Here is a 25,854-nt window from a genome sequence, read left to right on the forward strand (position 1 = left end):
TATCATCTCCCATTCTTTTGATCACTAGCCCCCGCCGAGCCAGGTCATAACCGGGTTATAAAACAGCAAAATCCCGATTAGAACGGCAAAAGCCGCGGCGACCAGGACAGCTCCGGCTGCGGCATCCTTGGCAATTTTGGCCAGTCTGTGCCATTCCGGAGTCGCCAGATCGACTGCAGCTTCAATAGCGGTATTCAACAATTCAGCCGTTATGACCACGGAGATCACCAGGAGCAGCAGCGCCAGGTCCCTCACCGGAAGCCGGAAGAAGAGCGCGGCCAGGATCACAAGGATCGCCGCCGCTACGTGAACCCGGAGGTTTCGCTCCGTTCTCAATGAAGTTATTACCCCGCTCCAGGCACTTCGAAAGGTGGCGCTCCATTTACGCCGGGAGACCATTAGCGAACAAGCCCGACCTGGGCCAGAACGGCTTCCTGTTTCCCCATCATCACTTTTTCGCTCGCCACGTCCTGATGATCATAACCAAGCAGATGCAAAAAGCCGTGTACGAACAAAAATCCGATCTCACGGGTTAATGAATGACCGTAATCTTCCGCTTGCGCCTGAGCCCGTTCAACGGAAATAATAATATCTCCGAGCACATCGGTCATATCATCCAGTTCTTCTCCCTCTTCAAGCTCATAAACGATATCCATTTCCTCGTCCAGAGACTCGTTCATCGCAAAAGAAAGCACGTCTGTCGGACGATCGATCCCGCGATAATCCCGATTCAATTCATGAATGGCCTCATCACTGACAAATGTAAGGGCTACTTCCCCTTCCGTCACGCCTTCAACCTCACCCGCTTTTTGCAACAGCTTGTCCAGCAGCTCAATCAAATCCTCGCCGATCTCCATAATCTCCTGTTCATTGTTCCAAGCCAGACTTAGTCCCATTCACATCAAGCCCCCTATCCTTCTCGTCATTTGCTTTTGTCTTCTTGATTTGTTCCGGATACTCAATCCGGGAATGGAAAATTCCCATCACCGTTTCTTTTAATGTTTGGGCAATCAGATCAAGCTCCCGCATCGTTAAATCGCACTCATTGAACTGGTGATCGTCCAGCCGGCTTTTGATAATCTTTTCGATCATCGTTTCCACCTGCTCTACCGTCGGTTTGCGCAATGAACGAACGGCCGCCTCGACGCTATCGGCTATCCCAACCACCGCAGCTTCCTTCGACTGGGCCTTAGGACCGTGATATCGGAAATCTTTCTCCGTAAAATCCGGCTCCACGCCTTGTTCTTCGGCGAGAGCAAGCGCTTTGTGGTAGAAATAATGCAGGAACGTCGTTCCGTGATGCTGCTCCGCAATATCCCGGATCGGCTTCGGCAGCTTGTATTCCTTCTGCATTTCAACTCCGTCTCTGGCATGGGCGATAATAATCGATTTGCTCAGTTTCGGGTCGATGAAATCATGCGGATTTTCCATATTGTTTTGATTTTCAATAAAATAGCTCGGCCGTTTCGTTTTCCCGATATCGTGATAATACGATCCGACGCGGCACAGCAGCCCGTCCGCACCGATCGCTTCCGCAGCCGCCTCCGATAAATTGCCGACCATCACACTATGGTGATAAGTACCCGGCGTTTCCGTAAGCAGCTTCCGGAGAAGCGGGTGGTTCGGGTTGGACAATTCCACCAGCTTCAACGCCGACAGAATTCCGAATGTCACCTCAAAGAACGGCATCAGGCCAATGACCAAAATTGTAGTCAGCAAGCCCCCCGCAATCGCGAAGCCAATCGCATACAATGTGCTTGACTCCGTCCATCCGTTATTGTTAATCACGATCAACGTAAAGACGGCAACAGAGCCGAACAGGCAAGTCATGATACCGGCCTTCAAGAGCGTTGACCGCTGGCTCGCACGGTGAATGGCAAATATCGATGCGAATGAAATAACGAAGGCAAAAAAGCCAAACTGAAAATCGAATATTTGTCCCTGATGGACATTTAGAATCACACTGGCCAATATACTAAACAAGATCGAGCAAATATAAGCCAATGACAGATCGATCAAAAGAGTAATCAGCATGGCACCGGTCGCAATTGGCGCCAGATACCCGATATATGGCCGCTGTTCGTTTTGCACGATCCCCGTAATATGCATCGAAATGATAGTGATCAGAATAATTAGCAGCAGCATGACAAATTGAGAGTTGTTGTATTTAAACCTGCTGACTCCCTCAGATTGGCGCATAAACATAATAAGCCCGATCGTCATCAGCGACGACAGCAAAACGAGACCGAATTGCGGCCAATAATTCACCTCATCCTTAAGCAGTCCGTTCTTTTCGAGAAGCGTATACATTTCCTGGGTAATTTTCTCGCCCTTAGCTACGAGAACGTCCCCTTGCTTAATATAAACGGTAGGTGTATTTTCCCGCGCTTCTACTTTTGCGGTTTTGGTGGCTTCCTCGTCATAAAACTTGTTGGCGGTGATGGATAGACGTGCCAGCTCCTGCACGACTTCGCGCGAGATCCGCTTGCTCAGCGAGCTCGTGCTGACCATTTCAGCTACCTTGGCCCGAGCCGTCTGGGCATCGACGATCTGGTCCGTCATCAGACGCGCGACGATGTCGGCGGCTACCGGCTTCATCTCATTGATATCCTCAGCAGTCAATTTCGGAATCTTAATAAATGTTTCTTCCGAAATATGATACTGCTGTTCGTCAACCTTTTGCGTGACTTCCTGAAAAAGCGTCGAAGAATAAGACCCCGAGTTGCGGTTATTCATGATGAAATTCTGGACATGGTCCTTAACGCGCTGGGGCAGCTCTTCTTTGTAAATATTAATTTTATCCTCTGTCGCCACCTGGTCATCCTGGTTCAGCCGGAAGATCCGGTCGATCAGTTGGCCGACCAGCGCTTCGTTACGGAGCGGCAGAATGGTATAGACTTGTCCTACCTTCTCTGCGGCCTCTTCCTGCGCCTTCAAAGTAGCCTTCGTATTCGGTATTTCCATCGGAGCCAGAATTTCTTTATCGCTAGGCATTCCTACGGCAATGTCATATGTTTCGGGCAACAGTTTGGGAGACAGACTCACATAAAGCATGGCAATTAACACAACATACAGAACGTAACGAACCGATGTGCTGTGTTTCCATCCCGCGGTTCTGGCGTGAAGCTTACTTTTCTCTTGTCGATCGTTTGAGTTTGAGGTCATAGAGACAGCCCTCCTGAAAAATTTAAAGCCCGCCGAACCCTGTTTTACGCATTACTCCGGTAAGCCGCAACGCGAATGTAATGCTTGATGAATCCCGCTAGGGAGGGTTCGGGGGCTGGATGATTAACCCTGATTTTCAGCAGCACGGTCATAAGCAACGATTATTTTCTGCACAAGTGAATGACGAACGACATCCGACTCCGTAAAATAGACGAATCCGATCTCTTCGATATTCTCCAATATCTTCCTGGCTTCGTTCAAACCCGACTTTTTCCCTTTCGGCAAATCGATCTGGGTGACATCGCCGGTGATGACCATTTTCGAACCGAAGCCTAAACGGGTCAAGAACATTTTCATCTGCTCGGGGGTCGTATTCTGGGCCTCGTCCAAAATAATAAAGGAGTCGTCCAGCGTCCGGCCGCGCATATAGGCTAGCGGAGCAATCTCGATCAGGCCTCGTTCCAGCGCTTTCGCCGTTTGGTCGGGCCCCATGACATCGTAAAGAGCGTCATACAATGGACGCAGATACGGATCTACTTTTTCCTGCAGATCGCCCGGTAGAAAGCCAAGGTTTTCGCCTGCTTCCACGGCGGGGCGTGTTAAAATGATCCGTTTGACAGCGCCTTCCTTCAAAGCGGTAATGGCCATGACTACGGCCAAATAGGTTTTACCGGTCCCGGCCGGCCCGATACCGAAGACGATGTCTCTCTTCCGGATCGTAGTGACGTAATGCTTCTGTCCGATGGTTTTGACTCTTAAGGGCTTCCCGCGGAAAGTGACGGCAATTTCGCCCTTATATAAATCAAGAAGCTGATCCGCGCGAAGCTCCTTCGCGAGATCGATGGCATATTGCACATCTCTTTCGGTAAGGATATACCCGTTGCGGATCAGCTCCAGCAGCACTTCAAACAACTGCTGAATCCGCTCAACCTCGTGCTCTTCACCTCTTACGGATATCTCCGACTCTCTGAGCACGATACTTGCTTTCAGATGCTTTTCAACCAGTTTCAGAAATACATCTTGAGGGCCGAATAGGGACAATCCTTCCGCGGCGTTTTGTAGTGTGATCTTTATATTGAATAGTTGTTCTGACAAGTAGCTCATTCTCCTTGGTCATGTACTATCGGAAGTTCTTCCGCTATATTTTGTTCCACTTCAAAAAGCACTTTCATATAAACTTTACCATTGTCTGTCTTCTCATGCAAAATTTTTTGATCCAAAATGATGCTTGTCGCCCCGTTTTTAGCCAAAATGTCTCTTTTCGCGCGTTCGATTCCGTCTTTAAGCGCCTGTTCCCGAGACAGCTTGATTTCGAGTTCCGTCGTTTCGAGCATCTTCTCGCTCATCCAGCCGATCGGGAGCTTAAAGCTTCTCCAGCTCAAAGGATCGAACTCCGTGAGGACCTGAGATCGATCGAAGTCCACTTTTCCGTATCCTGTGAGTTGAATCGCCGTCTTTCCGAAAAAAAGATAACCCCGCTCCTTCTTTTCACCGGTATATACCTTTTGTTTGCGGACGAGCGGGACTTCGATCTTATACTCGTGCCATACGTTTCCCTTCACCTCGCCCTTGGAAACTACCATCTTTCCTCCCTGTATTCCCGATACTAGAACTTGGCCCTTTTTGACACGGTCATTTTTCTTTACTTCAGGCTGGCCCTTTTCCGCATAAATATATGTAATAATCGCATCCGCCTTGCTGACCAGGTGCCGCGGGCTCGCAAGCCCTTGCTCCTTTGGCTCTGTCGCCTCCACAACCTGAATCGAGATTTTGGTTCCCGTACGAGAGACACCGACCCATGACGTCCCCGGCAGCTTGCGGTTTAACTCCGCCGACAGCTTGTCCTGTCCGGGCAACGAGAAAATCCATTGAAACGGATAAAGACCTTCCTCGCGCGCCGCCTTTAGTACATCTTCATCCGGTATTTTCACATTACCCTTAACTTCGATATCCCACACCAGTTGGGAGAGACTGAAAATGACGGCCACGAACAGGGCAAAGCCGACCGCAAACCATTTTCTCCGCCATAGCCTTATCAAGATAAAAGGCAGGCCGGAGCGCCGCTTCACCTTTAGGCGGCAGCCCGTCCTTTTCAAAAGCGGACGCAAAGAAAAAAAGTCCGCAACCTGCAGGTTCATTTCCATTTTTCCGTCCGGCAAAGGCACTAAATCCCAGATTTGAATGCCGCCCCTGGAGAGCTCATTAATGAACCGTTCGATATTTCCGCCGCGAATCACGACGGTCACGGTTCCTTGCAATTTGGAAAACATCGGTGATTTCACTAGGATCCCTCCGTTTCGCGATATTTAATACCGGAGATCCGCCCCTCTACCACAACTTCCTCCGGCATAATCTCCTTTATGACAAGCCCGCTCCCTTCAACCTCCAGCATGCCTTGGCTAAGCTCCAAATGTAGCGATTCCGGGGAAAAATGCACTACTCCCCGATGGTTCTCTATGTAAAGCTGCTTACCTCCGATCAAGGTGAGCCTGGGTAAATCGAGTACGAGATCACTCGGCAAGTCGAGCGCATCGACCGTCCATTTCCGGAATTTGCGGACAAACCGGCTCATATGAGGCAATCCTCCTTCCTCTACCTTACAAAGTATGCGGAAGGACTCCCATTTATGAGAAACAGAAAAAACACCCTCTACGAAATGTAGAGGGTGTTGCTTTCGTTTCACCTATTGCAAAAGCTGTTGAACTGCCTGATTGACCAGCTTGCCGTCTGCCCGGCCTTTGACCTTAGGCATAAGCGCGCTCATCACTTTCCCGATTTCAGCTTTGGAAGTAGCACCGGTTTCCTGGATGGTCTGCTGTACAATGACTTTAATTTCTTCTTCACTCAGCTGTTCGGGAAGGTATTTGGCAATAATCTCGGCTTCCGCTTTGACGTTGGCGGCAAGATCGTCACGACCCGCTTTTTCAAATTCTTGGAGGGCATCTTTGCGCTGTTTGATTTCACGACTTAGGATATCAAGCACTTCATTATCGTCCAAAGGTCTTTTCAAATCTATCTCAAGATTCTTTATAGTAGCACGAACCATTCGAATGGTGGAGAGTTTGAACTTGTCTTGACTCTTCATCGCTTGCTTCATATCTTCGTTCAATCGCTCGCTAAGATTCATGGTAGCATAATCCTCCTAAAACTTTCTCTTACGAGCAGCCTCAGACTTTTTCTTGCGCTTTACGCTTGGCTTTTCATAATGCTTGCGTTTCTTCACCTCAGCCAATACGCCATCTTTAGCGATAGAGCGTTTAAAGCGACGAAGTGCAGCATCAATTGTCTCGTTTTTGCGAACTTTAGTTTCAGACACCAGTTTTCCCTCCCTCCGACCAGACCGTCCAAGAGCATAACACGGTTCATCATTCTTCATTATAGGGGAAAAATAAATAGGGTGTCAACCTGAACACCCATTTTTAATATATGGAAGAATATCCGTCCCGGATCAGGCGTGCGAATCTGAATTCTGCACAAGGGCTCCGAGCCGCGTTCCGCCAAGTAAATGATAATGAATATGGTACACCGCTTGTCCGCTATCCGGACCGCAGTTGTTGATCAGCCTGTAGCCGCTGTCGGCCACACCCAGCGTTTTAGCCACTTCCTGAGCAATGCGGTGCATTTCTCCGATCAGAGCAAAATCCTCCGGTCCCGCATCATTCATCGTGGGGATATGCTTCTTCGGAATAATCAGCACATGGGTCGGAGCCGCAGGCTGAATGTCATGAAACACAAGAAACTGCTCGTCTTCATACACTTTGTTCGATGGGATCGAGCCTTCCGCAATTTTGCAAAACAAACAATTTTCCACCTGAAACCCTCCTAGATTGGCGTTAGCGTGTATCGAGTAAACTAATTTTGAATAACCTCTACCAGCTATCATACCTAAAATAGGCAAAAAAAAGAAGCACCCTGCTCACTCAGCGAGTTCGCTCGTCGCACGGACGTATTGGACCGAAACATGAAATGAAATCTCTGTCTCCAATACGTCCGGCGGGGTGCTACACAAAATTGATGTCGGCTAACTGTAGTATAACAGCAGGGTGATACTGTATCTGTGATTTTGGTCACGAAGTTCAGTTATATAAGCTGAAATTAAAATACAGGTCTACATCAGCTCCATTACTACTCTGGAGCCTTCGCCTCCGTGTTCAGCCGGAACGACGACCAGCTTGCGGGCAAGACGTGCACGCAGTTCCGCTACATGCGTAATGATCCCCACGGACAGATGATCATTATGGAGATGCTCCAGTGAAGTTATCACTGTATCCAGCAGTTCCGGATCAAGCGTTCCGAAGCCTTCGTCCAGGAAAAAGAACTGCAGCGGGTATTGTCCGCGCAGCTGGATTTGGGCCGACAATGCAAGCGCAAGAGCCAGGGAGGTCAAGAAGGTTTCGCCTCCGGACAAAGTGGAGACCGGTCGTTTGATCCCTCCATTGGCATCGTCGCAAACGACGAAGCCGCCGCCGGAGTCCGTTTCCAAGGCATACCGCTGCTTCGTCAGCGAGCGCAAACGCTGGGAAGCGGCGCGGCTGACGTTCATCAATTGTTCCTCAGCGACATATTCGACAAAAGCATTGCCACGCAGAGAGGATTGCAGTTTGGCGAGCATATCCGAGTGATGCTCCTGCTTCAATCTTTGAGCCTCCAGCTCCTTCCAGCGAAGATGCCTTTCCCCCAGATCCTCCAGGTCGCGTTCGGCTCGGGCCTTACCTTGCAGGGCGGCTTCATCCATAGTCTTCGCGAGCTCCAGCGTACGGACAGAATTCTCCCAGTCTTCCTCAGTAGCGACTCTCCCGTCCAGCTTGGCATCCAGCTCCTTAAGATTAATTTCGTGCTCGGTCTCCTGATCGCGGTGATTCTTAATCCTTGCGGCATGGATCTCCGCCTGCTCAGGGTCGATGTAAGCCTCGGACGCTTCCGTCTCATTTTGAAACGGAGAAGCGGCGAGCTCGCTTTGCCAGCGGTCCAGGCATTCGGCTTCCTGATCAGCGGCCGCCTGGGCCGCCTGGCGGGCCAAGGCGTGGGCCTGCTCCGCCTCCCGATTCAGGGCATCACTCTCCAGCTGCTGCTTGCGGCTTTCCTGAGCCGCCTGACGCAGCGCTTGCAGACGGCGCTCCGTCTCAGGCAGCAGCTTCTCCACGGAGTCCTCGCCGATCCATGACGACAAGCGTACGCGTTTTTCTTGGAGCAGCGTAACCTTCCCTTGTTCCTGTACCTCCAGTTGAAGCAGCTTCTTGTCCAGCTCAATCAGCTGCTGGCTTAACAGAGATATTTTCGCTGATTTCTCTTCGATAAACGGAATGCTTACCTCGAGCCGCTGCTTGATCTCATCGCTCTTCTTGTCTTTTTCTTCGATTTGTCTCTGCAGCATCTCCGCGGCTTCTAAGCTAAGGTCGGGATAATCTTCTGTCCATTCCGCCATTTTTTCTTTAAGCTCGTCGGAAAGGGAACGGCTCCGCCGGACGGCCTGCTCCAGCAGACCTGAGGCAGCCGCCGCTTCCGCCTGTGCGGCTGCCCGTTTCGGCTGCAATTCGGAGAGGCCTGTTCTCGCCGCCTTGATATTCCGTTGCAGTCCTTCCAATTCCGAACGCAGCCGGGCAGACTGGCTATCCAGCTCTTCCGCATGCTTGCGAAGAAGGACGAGCGTTTGAGCGACTGCGGACTTCTCTAGACCGACGCCAGCGGCAAACCCTGCCTGCTGCTGTCCGGCAGCCGCCTCAGCCGCCATGCTCAACCCTGGGGCCCTGCCGGAAACTTCCGGCTGCTCCGTACCGAGACTCTCTAGCAGGCTGCGGCAGATGTCCAGACTCCGCGAGACAGTAAATTTCAATTCTCTGATCGAGGTTAAAAGAACGCCGAATTCCTCAAGCTCGCTTTCGTTTCCATGAATCTGCTCATCGCCCGGTGGCATTCCCGGATGATGCGCGGAACCGCATACCGGGCACGGCTGGCCTTCCTCAAGCTGCTCCGCCAAACGAATCGACCAGATTTGGCGCTCCCTGTTCTTAAGCCGGGCTCTCAGTTCCGCTTCCGAAGAAGCCATAGCGTGCTCAGTGGCGGCAATCTGCCCCTCCAGCGTATGCAGCCGGGACAATTGTTCCAATGCTTCTGCAGCATATTCCCGGCATAAAGATTCCGCCGATTGCTCGCTGGCCGCCAGCTCTTTCCATGAAATCGCGGCTTGCTCCGCCTTCCCTTGAAGCGTGGTTTCCTCCAGCGCAGCCTTGGCGGCTTCTTCCTGCAGTCTCGCGATATCCTGCTTGCGGCGAGCCGCCTGCTGCGCCTGCTGACGCTCGGAAGCTTTGACTTCGCATTCCCGGAGCAGCTGCTCCAGCTCCTGCTGGCGCTGCCGGGCTTTGGCGAGGAGCTGCTCTTCCTTCTGCAGCTCCTCCGCTACGGTGCGGCGCTGGCTGCCTTCCTGCTCGCGGGAGGCTTGCAGCTCCCGCAGCCCCGTCGCCAGCGCATCGCACTCCAGTTGGAGCTGCCTTGCCTGCTCCAGCTGGTCCAGGCGCAGCAGCAGCGAGGGCTCCTCGCTGCTGAGCGCGCCGGCGGCCGCCTCCGCTTGCTCGGCGGCCCGTGAGGCCGCGGCCGCAGCCCCTGCGGCCGCTTCGCCGGCGCGGCCGGCGGCGGCGCTGCGATCCGCCGCCAACTGCCGCGCCGCTTTCCAGGCCGTGAGCGCCGGCCTGATGCTGCCTGCGGCAGCCGACTTGGCGAGCCGCGCTTCCAGGGCGCGGATCTCGCCGTCCTGCGTGCGCAGCTCCGCTAGCAGAGCCGCACGGCGGCTGCGCTCCTGGCTCAACTCGCGCACCTTGGCGAGCTGATCGCTCCGCTGCTGCGCTTCGCCAAGCTCCCGGCGCCGCGTCTCCGCCAGCAGCACGGCTGCTTTAAGCGCAGCCTCGGCTTCGCGGAGCGCTTCTTCCGAAGCATTGCCGAGACCCTGTTGCTCGGCAGCCAGCTCCTTCAGCTTCTGCTCCGCTTCCTTTACCTTCCGGGTCAGTTTTTGGCCAAGCAGGTCCCCATACTTCTCCAGATGGAACAGCCGCTGGAGCATCTGTCTCCGGTCAACGCCCTTTAAAGACAAAAACTCGGCGAATTTCCCCTGCGGCAGCACGACGGCCCGGGTGAAATCATCCATTTTCAGCCCGATCTTGTCCTCCACCTGCCGCGTTACTTCCGCAAGCTTATCGGCGAGTACTTTTTCCCCTTCCGGAGCAATTTCGATAAAACGGCTGATCGTATTGCTCACAGAAAGCTCATTTTGCCGCTTGAAACGGCGCTCTACCCGGTATCGTTCAGGGCCTTGAGCAGACATAAGTTCAAAAGTAAATGAAACAAACAGGGCATCCTCCGAGTGATTCATGATCCCCTGGGTTCCGCCCGAAGCACGGCCTACTTTTCCATACATCGCCAAGGTTATGGCGTCCAGCAATGTGGATTTTCCGCTGCCGGTCGGTCCGAAAATGCCGAACAAGCCGGTGTCGCACAAGCCGGTAAAATCGATCTCCTGCATTTCCCGATAGCTTTGCAGGCCCGACAATTTAAGACTTATCGGTTTCATTTATTCCGCCTCCCCGTCTCGCCGCTCTTCATCTTCGGAGACCAGCGACATAAACAAATCGACCAGTTCTTCCTCCGGCTCCGCTCCGCCACTCTGCCGCTGATAAAATTTTCGGAACAGTTCATGTACAGGCATCTGAGCGCGGGAAGACACCAGCTCCTCGGCTTCGCGTCCGGGGTAAACCGGACGGATGTGCACGATACCCTCATGCGCTTTCCGCAGCTTCTGAATATCGCCCATTGACATCGCTTCGCCGAGATGAAGCTCCAAATCGATAAATGCGCTGCGGTCCCTTCCTTCATCCAGGTACCGCCAAACTTCCTCCAACCCGCCGCGGCAGCTCCATCGGACAAGCGGCTTGCCGCTCGTCAGAAACAGCTCCTCCGTTTGGGGAATTCCGCCCGGCACCACGTCGACCTGCATCACCGATTTGGCTTGTCCCGCTTCCGAGAAGCTGTAGGCCAGCGGCGACCCGCTGTAACGGACCATTCCGCCCGCTTTAACCGCTTGCGGGCGATGCAAGTGCCCCAGCGCCGTATATTGAGCTCCAATATCCAGGGCGGAAGGATCTACGGTATAAGCGCCGCCGACTTGAATCGGCCGCTCCGAATCGCATTCCAAGCCGCCCAGCACATAAATATGACTCATTGCCAAATTAACGGTATCCGGTTGAAAGGCTCCAGAGAGCTGCCGCATTAATTTGCCGACTTTAGCGCTGTAGGCGATCCGCAATTCCGTTTCGTCTCCATCACCGGCAAGCAACTCCGCCAGCCTTGCTTCCGAAGGGTAGGGAAGAGCGGCGATCACCGCGGTTTCACCTGTACGCGGCACGTGCAATCGCACGCATTCGGACGTCGGCAGTCCAACCAGGGATATACCTCGGCGGGAAACGAGCGGAGCCACGGCAGAGACCCGCTCCGGCTGATCATGATTGCCCGAGATTACAACAAGCTGCCGCCCGTTCTCCGTAAGCCGCGCGGCCGCCTCATAGAACATGGTCTCCGCCGCAGCCGGCGGGTTGACGCTGTCGTAGACATCGCCGGCCATCAGGATGGCATCCGCCTGCTGCTCCTCCGCCATCAGGACAAGCTCCTCCAGAAACTTCTCTTGCTCCTGCAACCGGCTCCTTCCTTCCAGTGTCCGCCCCAGGTGCCAATCCCCCGTATGCAATATCCGCATTGCTCTTCCCCCATTTCTAAAACTCCGTTAGTTGTCCTGTTTGCTCAAACCTTGACGGCTTCGCCGCTATCAAAGAAATACAACCATTTCTCATCCACGGGAACGCCGGTAATTTGCTTCACAGCGGAAGCATAAAGCTCCAGCTGGAACCTGTATGCCTCAGCCAACGCGGTGACGCCGCCCCGGTGGGCCAGCACCTTGTCGCTTTTGTAATCCAGCAAAACCTGTTTGCCGTCCACATAGAACAGGCAGTCCACGATCCCCTGAATCAATACGGTCTCCTGATCCAGAATCTGCGCGATCCGAATACCAGTCCCTGATTCTTCTGTAAGCTGCCCGTTCATCGGCGGTGCAAGACGCGGATAGGCGTCGGCCGCGGATAAACCGTAACTGAACGGCATCTCCCGCCGGACCCAATCCGCTTTTCGCAGCATCTGCCCTAGAGGACTACTTAAAAATTCCGTAATTCTAGGCACATCCATCTCCGCAGTTTGTTCCTGGGTCATGATCTGTCGTTCCACCAGCAGAGCCAACGTCTCGATGACCGTACTCTCGCCGGGCTCCTTATCCAAAGGCAAATGCTGCATCACGGTATGGTAAGCGGTCCCCCGTTCGGTAGGAGTCATCCTCGCCTGTTCCATGAACCGCGGCCGGCGGAGATGAAGCTTGAAATCCACCTGTTCTGGCGATTGCTCCATCTCCTTGCGAAGGTCGGCTTCCGCAAAAACATCAAGCGGTGGCATCTCCTGTTCGGCTAACATCTTTTTCATTTCGGTAACCGAGGTCTTGGCCGAAATTTGCGTGGACAGCTCATAGGGGTAAGACCAGCCGAGCTTAACTCCAATCTGCCGGCCTGCTTCGCTGTCCTCCGGTTCTTTTACGCTCACGGGTCCTCCAGACAATAAAGCTTGGATCTGAGCGGGATTCACTCCTTGATCCGAACTTAATCCCGTGATCGGATTCTCCGCTTCTTTGGACACCGCCGCCCCAAGCATAGCAGACAACGCGATCTCTTGGGCAGGCAGGAAGCCGATAACCCAATCCGAGCTGCTGTCAGCGAAAATCGCAGGGGAGGTTTCGGGTAATCCCGCAAAACGCCGCAGCTCTGTCGCGGCCGGATGCCGAATGAGCGACGGCCCGATCCAGTCCAGATAAGACCTCCCCCGGGCAAGCAGGTAATCGGGCAGTTTTTCTTCCCGGATTTCCAGCGCACCGCTCCAATTCTCAACCGCTGCAGTTAGATCCTTGACCGAGGAGATCAGAATCAGCTTGTCCTTCGGACGGGTCAGAGCCACATAAAGCACGCGCATTTCCTCCGCGAGCAGCTCCATTTGCGCCCGCCGGCGGATTGCCAAATTCGGCAGCGTCGGATAACTTACGCGCAGTTCACCATCCACGAATTTCGGACCGAAGCCCATTTCCTTATGCATGAGGAAATTCGCATTCAAATCCTGCCGATTAAACATTTTGGATAGCCCGGCGACAAATACGACGGGGAATTCCAGCCCTTTACTCTTATGGATGGTCATGATCTGAACCGCATCCTCTTGTCCTCCGGCTGAAGCCGCGGCGCCCAGATCCCCGCCATTCTCACGCAGCCGGTTCACGTACCGCAAAAAACGGAACAGCCCCCTGGAAGAGGTCGTCAGTTCATATTGTCTCGCACGATCATGCAGCGCTCTTAGATTTCCTTGGCGCAAGGCGCCTCCAGGCAGGCCGCCAACCCAATCTAAATAACCGGTATCCCGGTAAATCCCCCAGATCAGCCTGCTAAGCTCGCCTTCCCTAGCCAAATTGCGCCAGGACTCAAGCTGATTCAAAAAAGCCTGCAGTTTTGCGGTAAGTAAAGGCGAAACTTCAGCGGAATCCTCTTCGGACAACTCCACTTGACCCTTCACGGGTATTCCGGATTGTTCACCGTCCCCGCCCGCTGCGGCTACCAATGCTTCAAAGTAACTGCCTGATCCTGCAGCGAGCCGGATTTCCGCCAGTTCTTCTTCGGACAGTCCGTAAATCGGCGACCGCAATACGGCGGCTAGCGGGATATCCTGTAAAGGGTTATCTATAATTTGCAGCAGCGACAGCATCGTCTCCACTTCCGAAGCTTGAAAATATCCCTGGCTGAGCTCTCCGTAAGCCGGAATTCCCTCAATGCGAAGCTCTTCGATCATAACGGGCGCCCAAGACAAAGTAGAACGGAGTAATATAACCATGTCCCGGTATTCCACCGGCCGTAAATCTTTCAATTGCTTATCGTAGATTCGCAGGGGCGGCCTTCCGCTCTCACCCGTCAACTCGCGTATTCGAGCGGCAATCGCCCGTGCTTCCAGCCGGACGGCCTCCAGTTCGGCCGCGACCTCTTCCTCTGTTCCCGCTTCCGTGGAATTCCCTTCTGCCAGCGCCTCTCCGGTGCCGGAAGCGTGAGCATCCGTGCTCCGATCAACGAGCAGCAGTTCGGGACGGTAGTCGTTGTCCCCGGCCGAAGCCGGAAAGCCTTCGCCATAAACCAATTCCGCCCTGGCATCGTAGGCAATCTCCGCTACGCCCTCGTTCATGATCTGGCGAAACAGCAAATTGACCGCATCTACAACCTCACGGCGGCTCCGGAAATTCCGGGCCAAATCGATCCGTAATCCCCCGTCCTCAAAACTGTTCCCATAGCTCCGGTATTTCTCCAAAAACAATCCGGGCTCCGCCAGCCGGAAACGGTAAATGCTCTGCTTCACGTCACCGACCATAAACCGGTTCCCGGGCCCTTCACGGGAAATCAGACGAACGATATCTTCTTGTACTGTATTTGTATCCTGATACTCATCGAGCAGCACTTCATCATACTGGGCCTGATATTCCCGAGCTGCATCCGAAGGCACAGTCATTTCCGGAGTCGAAGCCGAATCGCGCAATATCTTCAGGCAGTAATGCTCCAAATCCGAAAAATCGAGCCATCCCTTGGCCGTCTTTTCCCGTCTGTAGCGTTCGCCAAACTCGATAACCAGCTCGGCGAGCGCTCCCATCAATGGAGCAGCCGAATGAAGCTCTCCCAGGAACGCTTCCGCCGTCCGGCCGAATAACTGGCCCCGTAAATCGGTGACCATCTTCTTTGCTTCTTCGCGCAAGCCCTTGACCCTCTCCTGTATTTGCGGATCGGTCTGGTCTTTTTTGCACGGCTTTAATTTGCCGAACGAGGTGAGTTGGAACTTCCCGTACAGTCCGGACCAGGGCCCCTCCAAAACAGCGGACTGCAATCCCGCAACCATCCCGAGATCCTCTTCCAGCGTCAAGGCATAAGGCTCGGGTCCGCCGGGGGAAAGCGACAGCGTTTTGGCTTGGCGGAGCAGCTCCGCAGCCCCGTCCAGCGTAATCGACGTATCGGTTAAAATACTCGCCACCCAAGGGCTTGCCTCCAATGCCGCGGGATCGGGAGCATGAAAGGAAGACGCCGCCTGCCGCAGCCAATGCTCCGGCCAGGAATGGCTTCGCGAGAAGTCGTACAGCTTCTGCACAAGCGCAAACACGGCATCATCGCTTCTCTCGCCGCTGAACCAGTCAACCAGCGATAAGAAGGTGCCGCCCTCCTGCTCGGTGGCGTATTTTTCTTCAAACAGATCCTCCAGCACCTCCTGACGGAGCAGTGCCGTCTCGCTTTCGGAAGCGATACGAAACCCGGGATCAAGCGGGATCAGTGTGTAATAACGCTGGATAACTTCCATGCAAAAAGAGTGCAGCGTCGTAATCGACGCGCGGCCAAGCATGGCAAGCTGCCGTGTAAGATGCTCGCTGCCCGGATCCCTTTCCAGTTCTTTCTCCAGCGCTTCGCGAATCCGCTGTCTCATTTCCGAGGCGGCTGCTTTCGTAAAGGTTGCGACAAGCAGGCGATCGACACTCAGCGGTGCATCGGAAGCGGACAGCTTGCGGATAATCCGTTCAACCAGCACGGCGGTTTTGCCGGAACCTGCCGCCGCCGCAACCAGGATGTCGCCGCCTGACAGCGAAATCGCCTTCCACTGATCATTGCTCCAATAGCTGCCGGGCGGTTTGGGTATCGTCAACATGTCTCATCCTTCTTTCCATCCGGCCCCTCCAGCAGTTCCCACAGCTGGTCCTTACCGGGCTTGTTCAAAATTTGATAATCGCTTCCGTCCATCGACTCTTCGAACCGGCATACCGGCTTGAACGCGCAATGCGTGCAGGCCGTCTCGGTTCCGAGGCGGTACGGCGCTATTTTAACATCACCGTCGGTAATTCTTGTGCCAATATCCACGATCGTTCGGCGTACCGAACCGAGCAGCGTCTGCCACTGGTCCGGCGTTGCGACGGAGGCGCTGCTGTAAAAGCCTCCATCCGCTTTCACCGCCACCGGCAGAATTTCGGAATGTCCTTTTTCCAGTTCCCCGTCCATCTGAGCGATTACGTCTCTGTCCGCCAGCAGCAGGCCTTTCATTTTGAACCGCTTCAGCAGCTCGGTCCGGGCCTCTTCCGCACTAAGTCCGTTGCTGCTCTGGAGCAAAGGGTTTTGCACATGAAAATAAAGCGTTCCAGCCGGCATAGCGGGCTGCCCAAGCCATTCTTCCGCCGAGCGCAGCAATACATCCAGATAAGTAAGCATTTGAAGCGACAGTCCGTAATACACTTCATGCAGCTTCAAATCGGTCTGACTGGATTTATAATCAATGACCCGCAGCAGAACGCCGTCTTCTCCTTCAGCCATATCAACCCGGTCGATGCGGCCGACGATTTCCATCACGCAGCCGTTCGGGAGCTCGAATGTCAACGGCGGAAGAGGCCGCCCCGGTCCGAAATCCAGTTCCAGACCGACCGGCTCGAAGCTGCCCCGCCGGGATTGCTCTCCCAAAATGACGGAGGCGCGGCCGACGATATTCTTCAGCTTGCGTGAGATATATCCGTACCTCTTCGTACTAAGCAATATTTCACCTTGAAGTTTGGGAGCCAGTTTATCCACCGCCGCATCCGCTTCCCTTACGCACTCTTCCGGTGTCAGACTGCCCCAGCTTCGGTTCTGTTCCTTAAAGGTTATCGCCATCTGGCTCAACGCCGCATGGAACAGCTGACCGATATCCGGCGCCTTAAGCCGATACAGCTGCCGTTCCTTCAGCTTGAGGCCATGTGAGGCGAAGTGAGAGAACGGGCAAGCTGAAAACTTCTCCATTCGCGATACGCTCGTACGGAGCCGCTTGCCGTACAATTTGCGGCTGGTAGCCGGGGAAAGTCCGCTGACCCTATTCCGGTAATCCAACGACCCCAGCAGACGGTCCACGTATTCCTCCCATTCGGGCCGCTCCTTATACCACTGGAGCACGCTCCACCAAACCGGCGAAATAGGCTGTCCGGACTTCCATGCCCTTAGCTGGTTCATCAGCCGCGGCAGCGTCGGAACCGGGCGGCTGATAAATTCAAGCTGCTGCTCCCGGGGCGCGGAAGCCGGCGGAGCATCGTCGATTTGTTGTTCTTGCAGCATTCCCGCCGGAAAAATCTGCTTCATATGCCGAATCACTTCGGAGGGTAGCAGATTTTTGCCTTCCTCGTCCGCGTTCGGATAACTCAGCCACAGCGAACAGCCCGCCGCGGAAAGCGCTCCATAGATCAGGAAGCGCTCATCAAGCAGCCTGCGCGTCATGCCGGGAGCCAATTCAAGTCCGATTTCCTCCAGTCGCAGACGCTCCTGATCGCTCAGGATCCCCTCCTCCTGAAGATTCGCCGGCATGATTCCCTCGTTAATGCCCAGCAGGAAGGCGTGCTTGACATGGCGCGTCCGGCTTCGGTCCGTACTGCCGACCAACACCTGATCGATGGCCGGCGGAACGAGACCCAGCTGCAAATCCTTGAGACCCGTCTCCAAAATTCCGGCAAACAATTCGGAAGCCAGGTTTTCTTCGCCCATCATCTCCACGATCTGATCAAGCAGGTCGAGAACCGCGCTCCACAACTGCCGATGTTCCATCGCCTGCTGAGGATGTCCGCCCTGAAGAGCCCTGTGAGCCAACAGATCCAATCGTTGCGGCGCCTCGGTCTCCTCAAGCAAGAGGTAAACGGCTGCACACATGTCCCGTATTGTTTTTGCGCGCTTTAAGCGCTTCTCAAAGGCAGACAACGGCACCGTCACCGCTGCGCGGCAACGTTCAAGGAACTGGAGCCGTTCGCTCTCGGCGCGGTTCCGGCTAGCTTCGTCCGCTTCCAGCGACAGGCTTGGCGTCCCTTTCCATGGACGTCCGTCCGTCCAACGGTATCCCTGGATACCGCTGGCCAACACATAATTTTCTAATATGTCCATATCCGCCCGCGTCAGGCTTCCATCCATAGGGAGGAGGAACTCACTCTTCACGCAGCGGAACACATCTTCGTATTTCCAAAATTTCAACGCCACGTCCAGCGCTCCGCGGATCAATTCAACCAGCGGATGATGCAGAACGCTAGCCTTCTGGTCCATGAAAAAAGGAATTCCGTAATCTTCAAACACCGGCCGGATAATGTGCTCATAATCGCCGAGATTTCGCACAAACAACGCCATATCCCGCCAGCGCGCACCCTTATCCCGCGCCAATCTCAACATTTCCCGGGCCGCTCCCTCTACCTCGGTCCGGCGGCTTCCCGCCGAACGAAGGGACAGGGATTCCTCAAGGTCATCCGGTGCGGCACTTCCCGGCCATGGCGTCCTCCGGTCATAGGCCGACTCCAGATAAGACAGCGTCTCACTGCTGCGGAATCTCGGAAACGGGCGAGCCTTGAGCAGTTGGGCTGGCTGCACGTCCACGCCAACCGATTCGGCCAGTGCCCGCAGCTTCATGTACGTTGTCGCTGTTTGATGAAACAGATTCAACTCATGCGGAGGGGCGCCGTCGTCATAAGGCTTATCCAGCGTCAAGGCGACCGTGACCGATGAGGCAACCTGCATTAATACACCCAGCGCCTTATATTCCTGCGGAGTAAATGAGTGAAAACCGTCGATCCACAGATCGGCGCCGCGCAAGTAAGAAGAGTCCCGCGCGCCTTCGGCCAGTTTGACGACATGATCCTCAGCATCGATGTATAAGCTCGATAGCTCCGCGTCGAACTCGCGGTACAGGATGCTCAGGTCATGCAGCTTGTCCTTGAGCAGCGGAGATTCCCCAGCGGCTGCTTCCAGCAAGCGGAGATGTTCATCGAGCCGGGTAAAATCGGCATTATGCTTCTTCAGCTCCGTGTACAGGGAATTGATCCGGTCGATCAGTCCCAACTGATCGCTGCCGTTACCGTACAACTTCAGATCCGCTTTGCGGCGTCTGAGAATTTTGTACAGCAGCATCTTCTTCCCTTCCTCACCGATAGGAACAAGGGCTGCACCGCCCGTCTCCTGCATGACGCGAAGCGCCAATCGACGGAAGCCGAGTACCTGCATGCGCACGGTTCCCCGCAGACCCGGGGCTCTGACTAGCGCCTGCTCGATCTGAAATGTTCCCTGCTCGGGAGCCAACAGCACCATCGGAGGACCCGACGGGTCCTCGCGAAGCTTCGATGTAATCTGTTCCAGAACCAGGCTGCTTTTGCCGCTGCCCGAGCGGCCTATGATGAATTGTAATGACATGAAATTGCCTCCCGCCTGCGAAGGCATCCATCCCTCGCCAATATGCTATTAATACTCCGTTTTTTCTACAGTTTACTATCCAGTATATCATATCAGACAAAAATAGGAATGTACGTTCCCCGCCCTGCAACAAAACAATCCCTTCCGGAACATCCAGAAAGGATTGCAATTAAAGTCCATTATTTAGAGAAGTTTAAAAAACTCTCAAGTGTAATCTCATTATCACACGAGTAAACAGATTAATCTAGTTGTTGTTACTTCTTACTTAAAATAGTAAAAATATGTTTTCCGGCAAATCCTACTAGAAATTTTTGCTGCGGACTTCGAACACGGCAAATTTCAGATAGTGTCCCTCATCCACGCCGAGGATTTGCGGATGGTCTTTACCCGCCGCCCGCCATTCGACGAGACGGAGGATTTTCCCAGCATCGACTGCGGCTTCCTGAATCGTCTCCAGGAAAAGGTCGGGGCGCATATGGTACGAACAGCTTGCCGTTACCAGGTAACCGCCCTCGTTGACCAGCTTCATCCCATGCAGGTTAATGTCCTTGTATCCCCGGCAGGCACCCTTGACCGCTCCCCGGGTTTTGGCGAAGGCCGGCGGATCAAGGATCACGACGTCCCACGTCCGTCCGCCTCCGGCCGTCATAGGGACGGAAGTGTCGGTTTTGGCTTCACTGCCCGCCGCGGCCCGGTTGCTGCGTTCGGCCAGCCCTTTGACTTGGCTGCGCAGGTAGTCAAATGCATCCGCAACCACAAATTCAACACGGTCCTCGAAACCGTTCAGCTCCACATTGCTCTTTGCACTCTCGATCGCATGCTCGGAAATATCCAGGCAGGTTACTTTTTTAGCCCCGTATTGGCACGCATGCAGCGTAAAGCTGCCCGTATGGGAAAAGCATTCCAATACCGTCGCTCCATCCCAATAAGGGAAAGTCACTTCCTTGCCTTTGCGGTTGACCGGAACCCGGCGGGTCCCTCCCTCTTCATCCGGTATTTCCTGCAGCTCTATGCCGCTGCGCGCTCCCCATCCGGTCATGAGCGGCTTGATGGAAGCACGGTTTTCGCGCTGATCAAAGAAATATCCGGTCTTTTGACCCTGCTCAATGTCGACCTTGATCTTCAAACCGTTCTCCGTAACCGTAACATGCCGCGGCGGGTTCCCGTATAACGGTCCTTTAACCTGCTCCAAACCCTCCATTTCCCGAATGGAAACGTCGCTTCGCTCATAAATGCCGACCGGCTGCAGTACAGTAACCAACGCTTCGACAATAGCGTCTCTGCATAGATCCATGCCCAAGGTCAGCAATTGGACCACCAGCACTTCGCCGAAACGGTCAACGATCAAGCCCGGCAAAAAGTCGGCTTCTCCGTACACAAACCGGTAAGCATTCTCATGAACGAAACGCTCCCGGTGCTTGAGGCATTCTTGAAACCGCTCCACGAAAAAGGCGGTATCCATCTTTTCCAACATGACGAAGGAAACGGCCCGAACCGTGATTTGCGATGCGGGATTATAATACCCGGTGGCCAGAAACCGGCGCCGATGATCCAGTACCTGTACCAGACTGCCCGCCGCCGGCTCTCCTTCCACACTCTCAATTTCACTCTTGTAAACCCAGGGATGGCCCTGTTCCAGACGCTTCTTGCGGCTGCGCGATAAAATAACGGATCCCACGATAATCACTCAACTCCTTAACTAGTTTGTTCGTTCAAATTGCTACAGTACTACCGTTCCTATTCCTGTGGCTGTCATCAGCTTTATCATCGCCACTATAAGTCTGTACCGTACCCCGCATGGACTTCTGCCAAGAGGCATATATGTAACTTGTATAGGTTGTTCGATAAATGACGGAGCATAAAAAAGGAGGTCTTTACCGATGTTTCACGCCATCGTTTTTCCTGTCACTTTCGGACTGGCCCTCTTTCTGTTCGGCATGAAGGTGATGGAGTCCGCCCTTCATGCCTGGGCCGGCCCTAAGCTGATCCGGGTGCTGCATCTCACAACGAGAACGCCCTGGACCGGACTGCTGTCCAGCACCGTCGTATCCGCAGTCCTTCAGAGCAGTACAGCTCTCACAGTAATGACGATCGGGCTCGTGAACGCCGGGTTGTTGTCCTATGCCCGCACGCTCGGCATCATTCTCGGCGGCAACATCGGAACCTGCCTGACCACCGAACTGATCGCCCTGGATATTTCCAGTATTGGCGTTCCGCTCCTCTTTATATCCTTTCTGGTATGGGCCGCGGCTGTCACTCTATTGGAAATGCTCCCCGGTTGGAGGTCCGCCAAATGGTCCGGCCTGCTCATGCCGCTCCAATTCGGCGCCCTGGCGACCGCCGGATTCAGCCTCATCATGATTGCAATCCGCTGGATGCAATCGACCGGGCCTGCGCTCAAAACCTACGGCATCATCGACTGGCTGCTCGGCCACGCGGGAGACAGCCTGCTTTGGGGCGCGCTCGCCGGAGCTGTGCTAACCGCACTGATCCACAGCAGCGCAGCCACGATCGCAATGACGATGGGCCTGGTCGGCACCGGTGCCCTGCCGCTTGAGCTCGGCATCGCGATGGTGATCGGCTCCAATGTCGGCACCTGCGTCACCGCGCTGATCGCTTCCATCGGCGGAACGCGCTCTGGCAGCTTTGTCGCCTGGTCGCATGTCGTGCTCAATGTGCTGGGCGCAGTGGTGTTTCTCCCGCTGACGCCGCTGCTGGGAACAGCCTCGGCCTGGTTGTCCTCCGATCCGGCGGCACAGATCGCCCATTCACAAACGATATTCAATGTGGTCTGCTCACTTGCGGCCCTGCCGATCTGCTATCTTCCGTTTTGGACGCGCCTGGACCGTCCGCCAACGTCTCATAGCACTCCCATTGCACCCCAAAGAACATAATAGGGGTTGTACTAAAACTAAACTTCCAGCTTTAGCATCCGCAGCGCTTTTTCCAAAATAAAATCATTGTTGTCATACCCGGATTTCAGCTGCTTTTCCCAAGCGTCCTTCGGTTCGTACCACGCCACGCTGCGGATTTCTTCCAGTTGGGGCCGGAGCTGGCCGCCCCGGCTTTCTACGAGGTAATAATGAACCTCTTTATCTACGGCTCCGTGAACGGGATGATTGTACGTATAGGCGATAATATCGATAAGGTCATCGATATTGCCGACTATGCCGGTCTCCTCCCTTATTTCCCGAAGCGCCGTTTCCTCTACCGTCTCCCCGGGCTCGCTTTTTCCCTTGGCAAAAGAAAGTCTGCCGTACCGGTCCGTAATAAGCTGAATCTGCAGCCGGCCGGCATTTTTGCGGTAAACAACGCCTCCGGCGGATATTTCCTTGTCCGGCATAATCCTCGCCTCCTTACCCCGTATTACCCCGATTCAAAACAAGGACTTCAACCCCCGGCGGGGTGAAATCCCTGTTTATGTCCCATCCTATGTTCCACGGGTCAACCCGCTAACCTCTTAAATCTACGCCAACGCCTGCGCTGTTTCATCCAGAACGCGAACCAATTGGCCCTCGCTCGTATTCGCATCGGCCTTCGTCATCTTGACGCGGCAAATTTTGCCGGCCAGGTCGTGGGAACCGTCGAATTTGATTTGCAGATAGTTGTCGCTGAAGCCGGTTACGAAGCCTTCTCCCCAAACGCCCTTCTCATCGCGCTCGGGAATTACGTCCAGCACCTGTCCGACAAACTTCTCGGCATAAGCCTGTTGCATTTGCTCGGACAAATCGATCAATTCCTGCACTCTTGCATGCTTGATCTCTTCATCGACCTGGTCTTCCATGCGCGCTGCAGGCGTTCCGGTCCGTTTCGAATAAGGGAAGACGTGCATTTCCGAGAACCCGATCCGCTTAATCGCTTCGAAGCCTTCCCGGAACAGCTCATCGGTCTCTCCAGGGAAGCCGACGATAATGTCGGTAGTGATCGCCACATCCGGCATGAATTCGCGGATCTTCTTGATCTTCCCTTCGAATTCCTCGATCGTATATTTCCGTCTCATCCGCTTCAACACTTCATTACTGCCCGCTTGCAGCGGAATGTGGAAGTGGCGGCACATCTTCGAGGAGCCTTTCAGCACCTCAAGCATACGGTCGTCAATCTGGCTCGCCTCAATAGAACTGATACGAATGCGTCCCAGGCCCTCCACCTTGTCCAATTCCCAAAGTAGGTCGGACAGTCTGTAGTTGTCCAGATCATCGCCGTAACCGCCGGTGTGGATCCCGGTCAACACGATTTCGTTATAACCCGCGGCCACCAATTGGCGAGCCTGAGCTACGACGCTTTGCGGATCACGGCTGCGGGACAGCCCCCGGGACCATGGAATGATGCAGAATGTGCAGAAGTTATTGCAGCCCTCCTGAATTTTCAAAAAGGCGCGAGTATGATCCGCGAAATCGGGAACGTCCAGTTCCTCGAATTCCCGGGTCTTCATAATGTTGCGAACGGCGTTGATCGGTTTTCGCTGAGCTTGAATTTCATTGACGTACGGAATGATTTTCTCGCGATCCTGCGTCCCGATTACCAGATCTACGCCCGGAATATCCAGAATCTCAGCCGGAGATGTCTGGGCATAGCAACCCGTCACCGCCACGATCGCGTCCGGATTGCGCCGAACGGCACGGCGAATAATTTGCCGGCTCTTCTTGTCCCCCGTATTAGTTACCGTACAAGTATTAATCAAATAAACGTCGGCCGTCTGTTCGAAATCGACCTGTTCATACCCTTCGTTTTTAAATAGCTGCCAGATCGCTTCTGTATCGTAAAAGTTCACTTTGCAGCCGAGCGTGTAAAATGCAACGGATGGCATCCTCACATTCCCCCCATTTCTCCAGATTCATACATGATGCAAGTCAGGGCGGCCATGGCGGCCGTCTCCGTCCGCAGGATACGCCTGCCCAGGCCGATGGATACAGCCCCCGCGGCTTCCGCTTCCGACACCTCGTTCTCGGATAAACCGCCCTCCGGTCCGACGATGACGGCGATGCTGCACGGCTGTCCGGCCGGATGCTTGCCGACGAACGGCTTAAGCACGTCGCGAAGCTGCTGGCCGTGCTCCTTTTCGTAACATAAGCATACCAGATCATAAGCGGACAAGCCCTTCAACAGCTCGCGCCAGGATACCGGAGAATCCACGGCTGGCACGCGGCTGCGATGCGCTTGTTCGGCAGCTTCCTTGGCGATTTTACGCCAGCGCGCCGTACGCTTTTCTTCTTTTTTTCCATCATATTGAACAACGGTACGTTCCGACAAAAAGGGTAAAAACGAGGTGGCTCCGATCTCCGTACACTTCTGGATCACGGTCTCCATCTTGTCCCCCTTCGGCAGACTTTGCGCCACCGTCACCCGAAACCACGGCTCTCCCGAAGGTTCGAGCGTTTCTATGATTTCCGCCGTCACTTCCTGCGGATCTATCGCAATAATCGCGGCGAGCGCATCGCGGGATTCCCCGTCGCTGACGATCAGTTTATCCCCCGGCTTGGAGCGCATCACTCTGCCGATATGCTTCGCATCATCGCCGGTAATGGTAACCGTCTTCTCCCCGAACTGTGCGGGCTCTATAAAATATCGCTGCATTCGTCATCATTCCTTGAAATCGAACTAAAAATCACCAAAGACCATCATACAACTTTTGATTTGCGCTTTCCAGTACCTGATCCCGGTAAAAATATCTTATCTCTTCAGTCCCTTAAGCCCCGAATAAAGTGCGGAAGAAAATCAGAAAGTGTGCCGCCAACGAATGGGCCGCATTATACAGCGGAGCAATCGTATATCTTTGAAATCCCGGTACGATTAAGATAATCAAGAAAATGAGCACCGACCACTGTTCAAACTGCTGAAGCTTGCCCAGTACGCGGCGCGGCACCACATCTTCAAGAATCCGGTAACCGTCAAGCGGAGGGAGCGGAATAAGGTTAAATAAGCATAAGAAAAAGTTCATGACGATGAACAAGCTGAAGAAAATATGAACGGCTTGCGATAGTTTATCGTCGCCCAAAGGCGAAACAACGCCAAATTGCAGCAATGCCGCATAAATCGCGGCCCCTACGACCGCCAGCAGCAAATTGCTCAAAGGGCCGGCTACGGAGACGATAACGCCCATCAGGCGCGGCCTGCTGAAATTGTCCCGGTTGACGGGCACAGGCCGTGCCCAGCCGAATCCCGCAATCAGCAGCAGAATGATCCCGAGCAAATCGAAATGCACCGCAGGATTCAAAGTGACCCGGCCAAGCAGCTTGGCCGTCGGGTCACCGAATTTGTTAGCGAAGTAAGCATGAGAGAACTCATGAAGCGTAAACGCAATAACCAGCGTGATCAAATAAAAAGGAAGCTGGCTTAGCGGAACGCGCAATATACTATCCAGAAAATCCAT

The 25,854-nt window shown here is 54.1% G+C and carries 19 protein-coding genes; 1 reads left to right on the plus strand and 18 read right to left on the minus strand.

What is annotated here, in order from left to right:
• Positions 1-24: 24 nt before the first annotated feature.
• The 14 genes from KB559_RS01645 to KB559_RS01710 form a co-directional block, all read right to left on the minus strand.
• Positions 25-399, minus strand: coding sequence for a diacylglycerol kinase family protein (locus KB559_RS01645; RefSeq protein ID WP_211019840.1), 375 nt, complete (start codon positions 397-399; stop codon positions 25-27).
• Complete coding sequence (ybeY, locus tag KB559_RS01650; RefSeq protein WP_211019841.1) at positions 399-896, minus strand: rRNA maturation RNase YbeY; 498 nt, start codon at positions 894-896, stop codon at positions 399-401. The genes KB559_RS01645 and ybeY overlap by 1 nt, the downstream gene beginning before the upstream one ends.
• On the minus strand, positions 868-3,165 hold the full coding sequence (locus KB559_RS01655; protein ID WP_211019842.1) for an HD family phosphohydrolase: 2,298 nt from the start codon (positions 3,163-3,165) through the stop codon (positions 868-870). The genes ybeY and KB559_RS01655 overlap by 29 nt, the downstream gene beginning before the upstream one ends.
• Positions 3,166-3,288: 123 nt before the next feature.
• Positions 3,289-4,260 (minus strand): PhoH family protein, encoded by a 972-nt coding sequence (locus KB559_RS01660; protein WP_211019843.1) that lies wholly within the window; start codon positions 4,258-4,260, stop codon positions 3,289-3,291.
• A 5-nt stretch (positions 4,261-4,265) separates the two neighbouring features.
• Entirely contained in the window at positions 4,266-5,447 is a 1,182-nt protein-coding gene (gene yqfD, locus KB559_RS01665; RefSeq protein WP_211019844.1) for a sporulation protein YqfD, read from the minus strand.
• A complete protein-coding gene (gene yqfC, locus KB559_RS01670) occupies positions 5,447-5,737 on the minus strand; it encodes a sporulation protein YqfC (RefSeq protein WP_211019845.1) in 291 nt (96 codons plus the stop codon). Before yqfC ends, yqfD begins: the two co-directional genes overlap by 1 nt.
• A gap of 111 nt (positions 5,738-5,848) precedes the next feature.
• A complete protein-coding gene (locus KB559_RS01675) occupies positions 5,849-6,292 on the minus strand; it encodes a GatB/YqeY domain-containing protein (protein ID WP_211019846.1) in 444 nt (147 codons plus the stop codon).
• 15 nt (positions 6,293-6,307) lie between these two features.
• Positions 6,308-6,481, minus strand: a complete 174-nt coding sequence (gene rpsU, locus KB559_RS01680; RefSeq protein ID WP_005547957.1) for a 30S ribosomal protein S21 — start codon at positions 6,479-6,481, stop codon at positions 6,308-6,310.
• A gap of 132 nt (positions 6,482-6,613) precedes the next feature.
• Positions 6,614-6,976: a histidine triad nucleotide-binding protein gene (locus tag KB559_RS01685; protein ID WP_244861386.1), complete on the minus strand. Its 363-nt coding sequence runs from the start codon at positions 6,974-6,976 to the stop codon at positions 6,614-6,616.
• Positions 6,977-7,273: 297 nt separating this feature from the next.
• A complete protein-coding gene (locus KB559_RS01690) occupies positions 7,274-10,726 on the minus strand; it encodes an AAA family ATPase (protein WP_211019848.1) in 3,453 nt (1,150 codons plus the stop codon).
• Complete coding sequence (locus KB559_RS01695; protein ID WP_211019849.1) at positions 10,727-11,905, minus strand: exonuclease SbcCD subunit D; 1,179 nt, start codon at positions 11,903-11,905, stop codon at positions 10,727-10,729.
• A gap of 44 nt (positions 11,906-11,949) precedes the next feature.
• A complete protein-coding gene (gene addA, locus KB559_RS01700; RefSeq protein WP_211019850.1) occupies positions 11,950-15,957 on the minus strand; it encodes a helicase-exonuclease AddAB subunit AddA in 4,008 nt (1,335 codons plus the stop codon).
• The gene (gene addB / locus KB559_RS01705; RefSeq protein WP_211019851.1) at positions 15,951-19,484 is read right to left on the minus strand and encodes a helicase-exonuclease AddAB subunit AddB; all 3,534 of its coding nucleotides are present in this window, start codon (positions 19,482-19,484) and stop codon (positions 15,951-15,953) included. The genes addA and addB overlap by 7 nt, the downstream gene beginning before the upstream one ends.
• Positions 19,485-19,785: 301 nt before the next feature.
• Positions 19,786-21,162 (minus strand): class I SAM-dependent rRNA methyltransferase, encoded by a 1,377-nt coding sequence (locus tag KB559_RS01710; RefSeq protein ID WP_211019852.1) that lies wholly within the window; start codon positions 21,160-21,162, stop codon positions 19,786-19,788.
• Positions 21,163-21,364: 202 nt separating this feature from the next.
• On the opposite strand from KB559_RS01710, the gene KB559_RS01715 reads away from it, so the two are divergent.
• On the plus strand, positions 21,365-22,378 hold the full coding sequence (locus tag KB559_RS01715; RefSeq protein ID WP_211019853.1) for a Na/Pi cotransporter family protein: 1,014 nt from the start codon (positions 21,365-21,367) through the stop codon (positions 22,376-22,378).
• A 17-nt stretch (positions 22,379-22,395) separates the two neighbouring features.
• Here KB559_RS01715 and KB559_RS01720 read toward each other — a convergent pair whose 3' ends face one another.
• From KB559_RS01720 to KB559_RS01735, 4 genes are all read right to left on the minus strand, one after another.
• Positions 22,396-22,827: an NUDIX hydrolase gene (locus tag KB559_RS01720; RefSeq protein WP_211019854.1), complete on the minus strand. Its 432-nt coding sequence runs from the start codon at positions 22,825-22,827 to the stop codon at positions 22,396-22,398.
• 123 nt (positions 22,828-22,950) lie between these two features.
• On the minus strand, positions 22,951-24,291 hold the full coding sequence (mtaB, locus tag KB559_RS01725; protein WP_211019855.1) for a tRNA (N(6)-L-threonylcarbamoyladenosine(37)-C(2))-methylthiotransferase MtaB: 1,341 nt from the start codon (positions 24,289-24,291) through the stop codon (positions 22,951-22,953).
• Between the two features lie 2 nt (positions 24,292-24,293).
• The gene (locus tag KB559_RS01730; protein ID WP_211019856.1) at positions 24,294-25,058 is read right to left on the minus strand and encodes a 16S rRNA (uracil(1498)-N(3))-methyltransferase; all 765 of its coding nucleotides are present in this window, start codon (positions 25,056-25,058) and stop codon (positions 24,294-24,296) included.
• A gap of 112 nt (positions 25,059-25,170) precedes the next feature.
• Positions 25,171-25,854, minus strand: coding sequence for a site-2 protease family protein (locus tag KB559_RS01735; protein ID WP_211019857.1), 684 nt, complete (start codon positions 25,852-25,854; stop codon positions 25,171-25,173).

This window comes from Paenibacillus sp. Marseille-P2973 (assembly GCF_018101095.1).
Classification (GTDB): Bacteria; Bacillota; Bacilli; order Paenibacillales; family Paenibacillaceae; genus Fontibacillus; species Fontibacillus vini.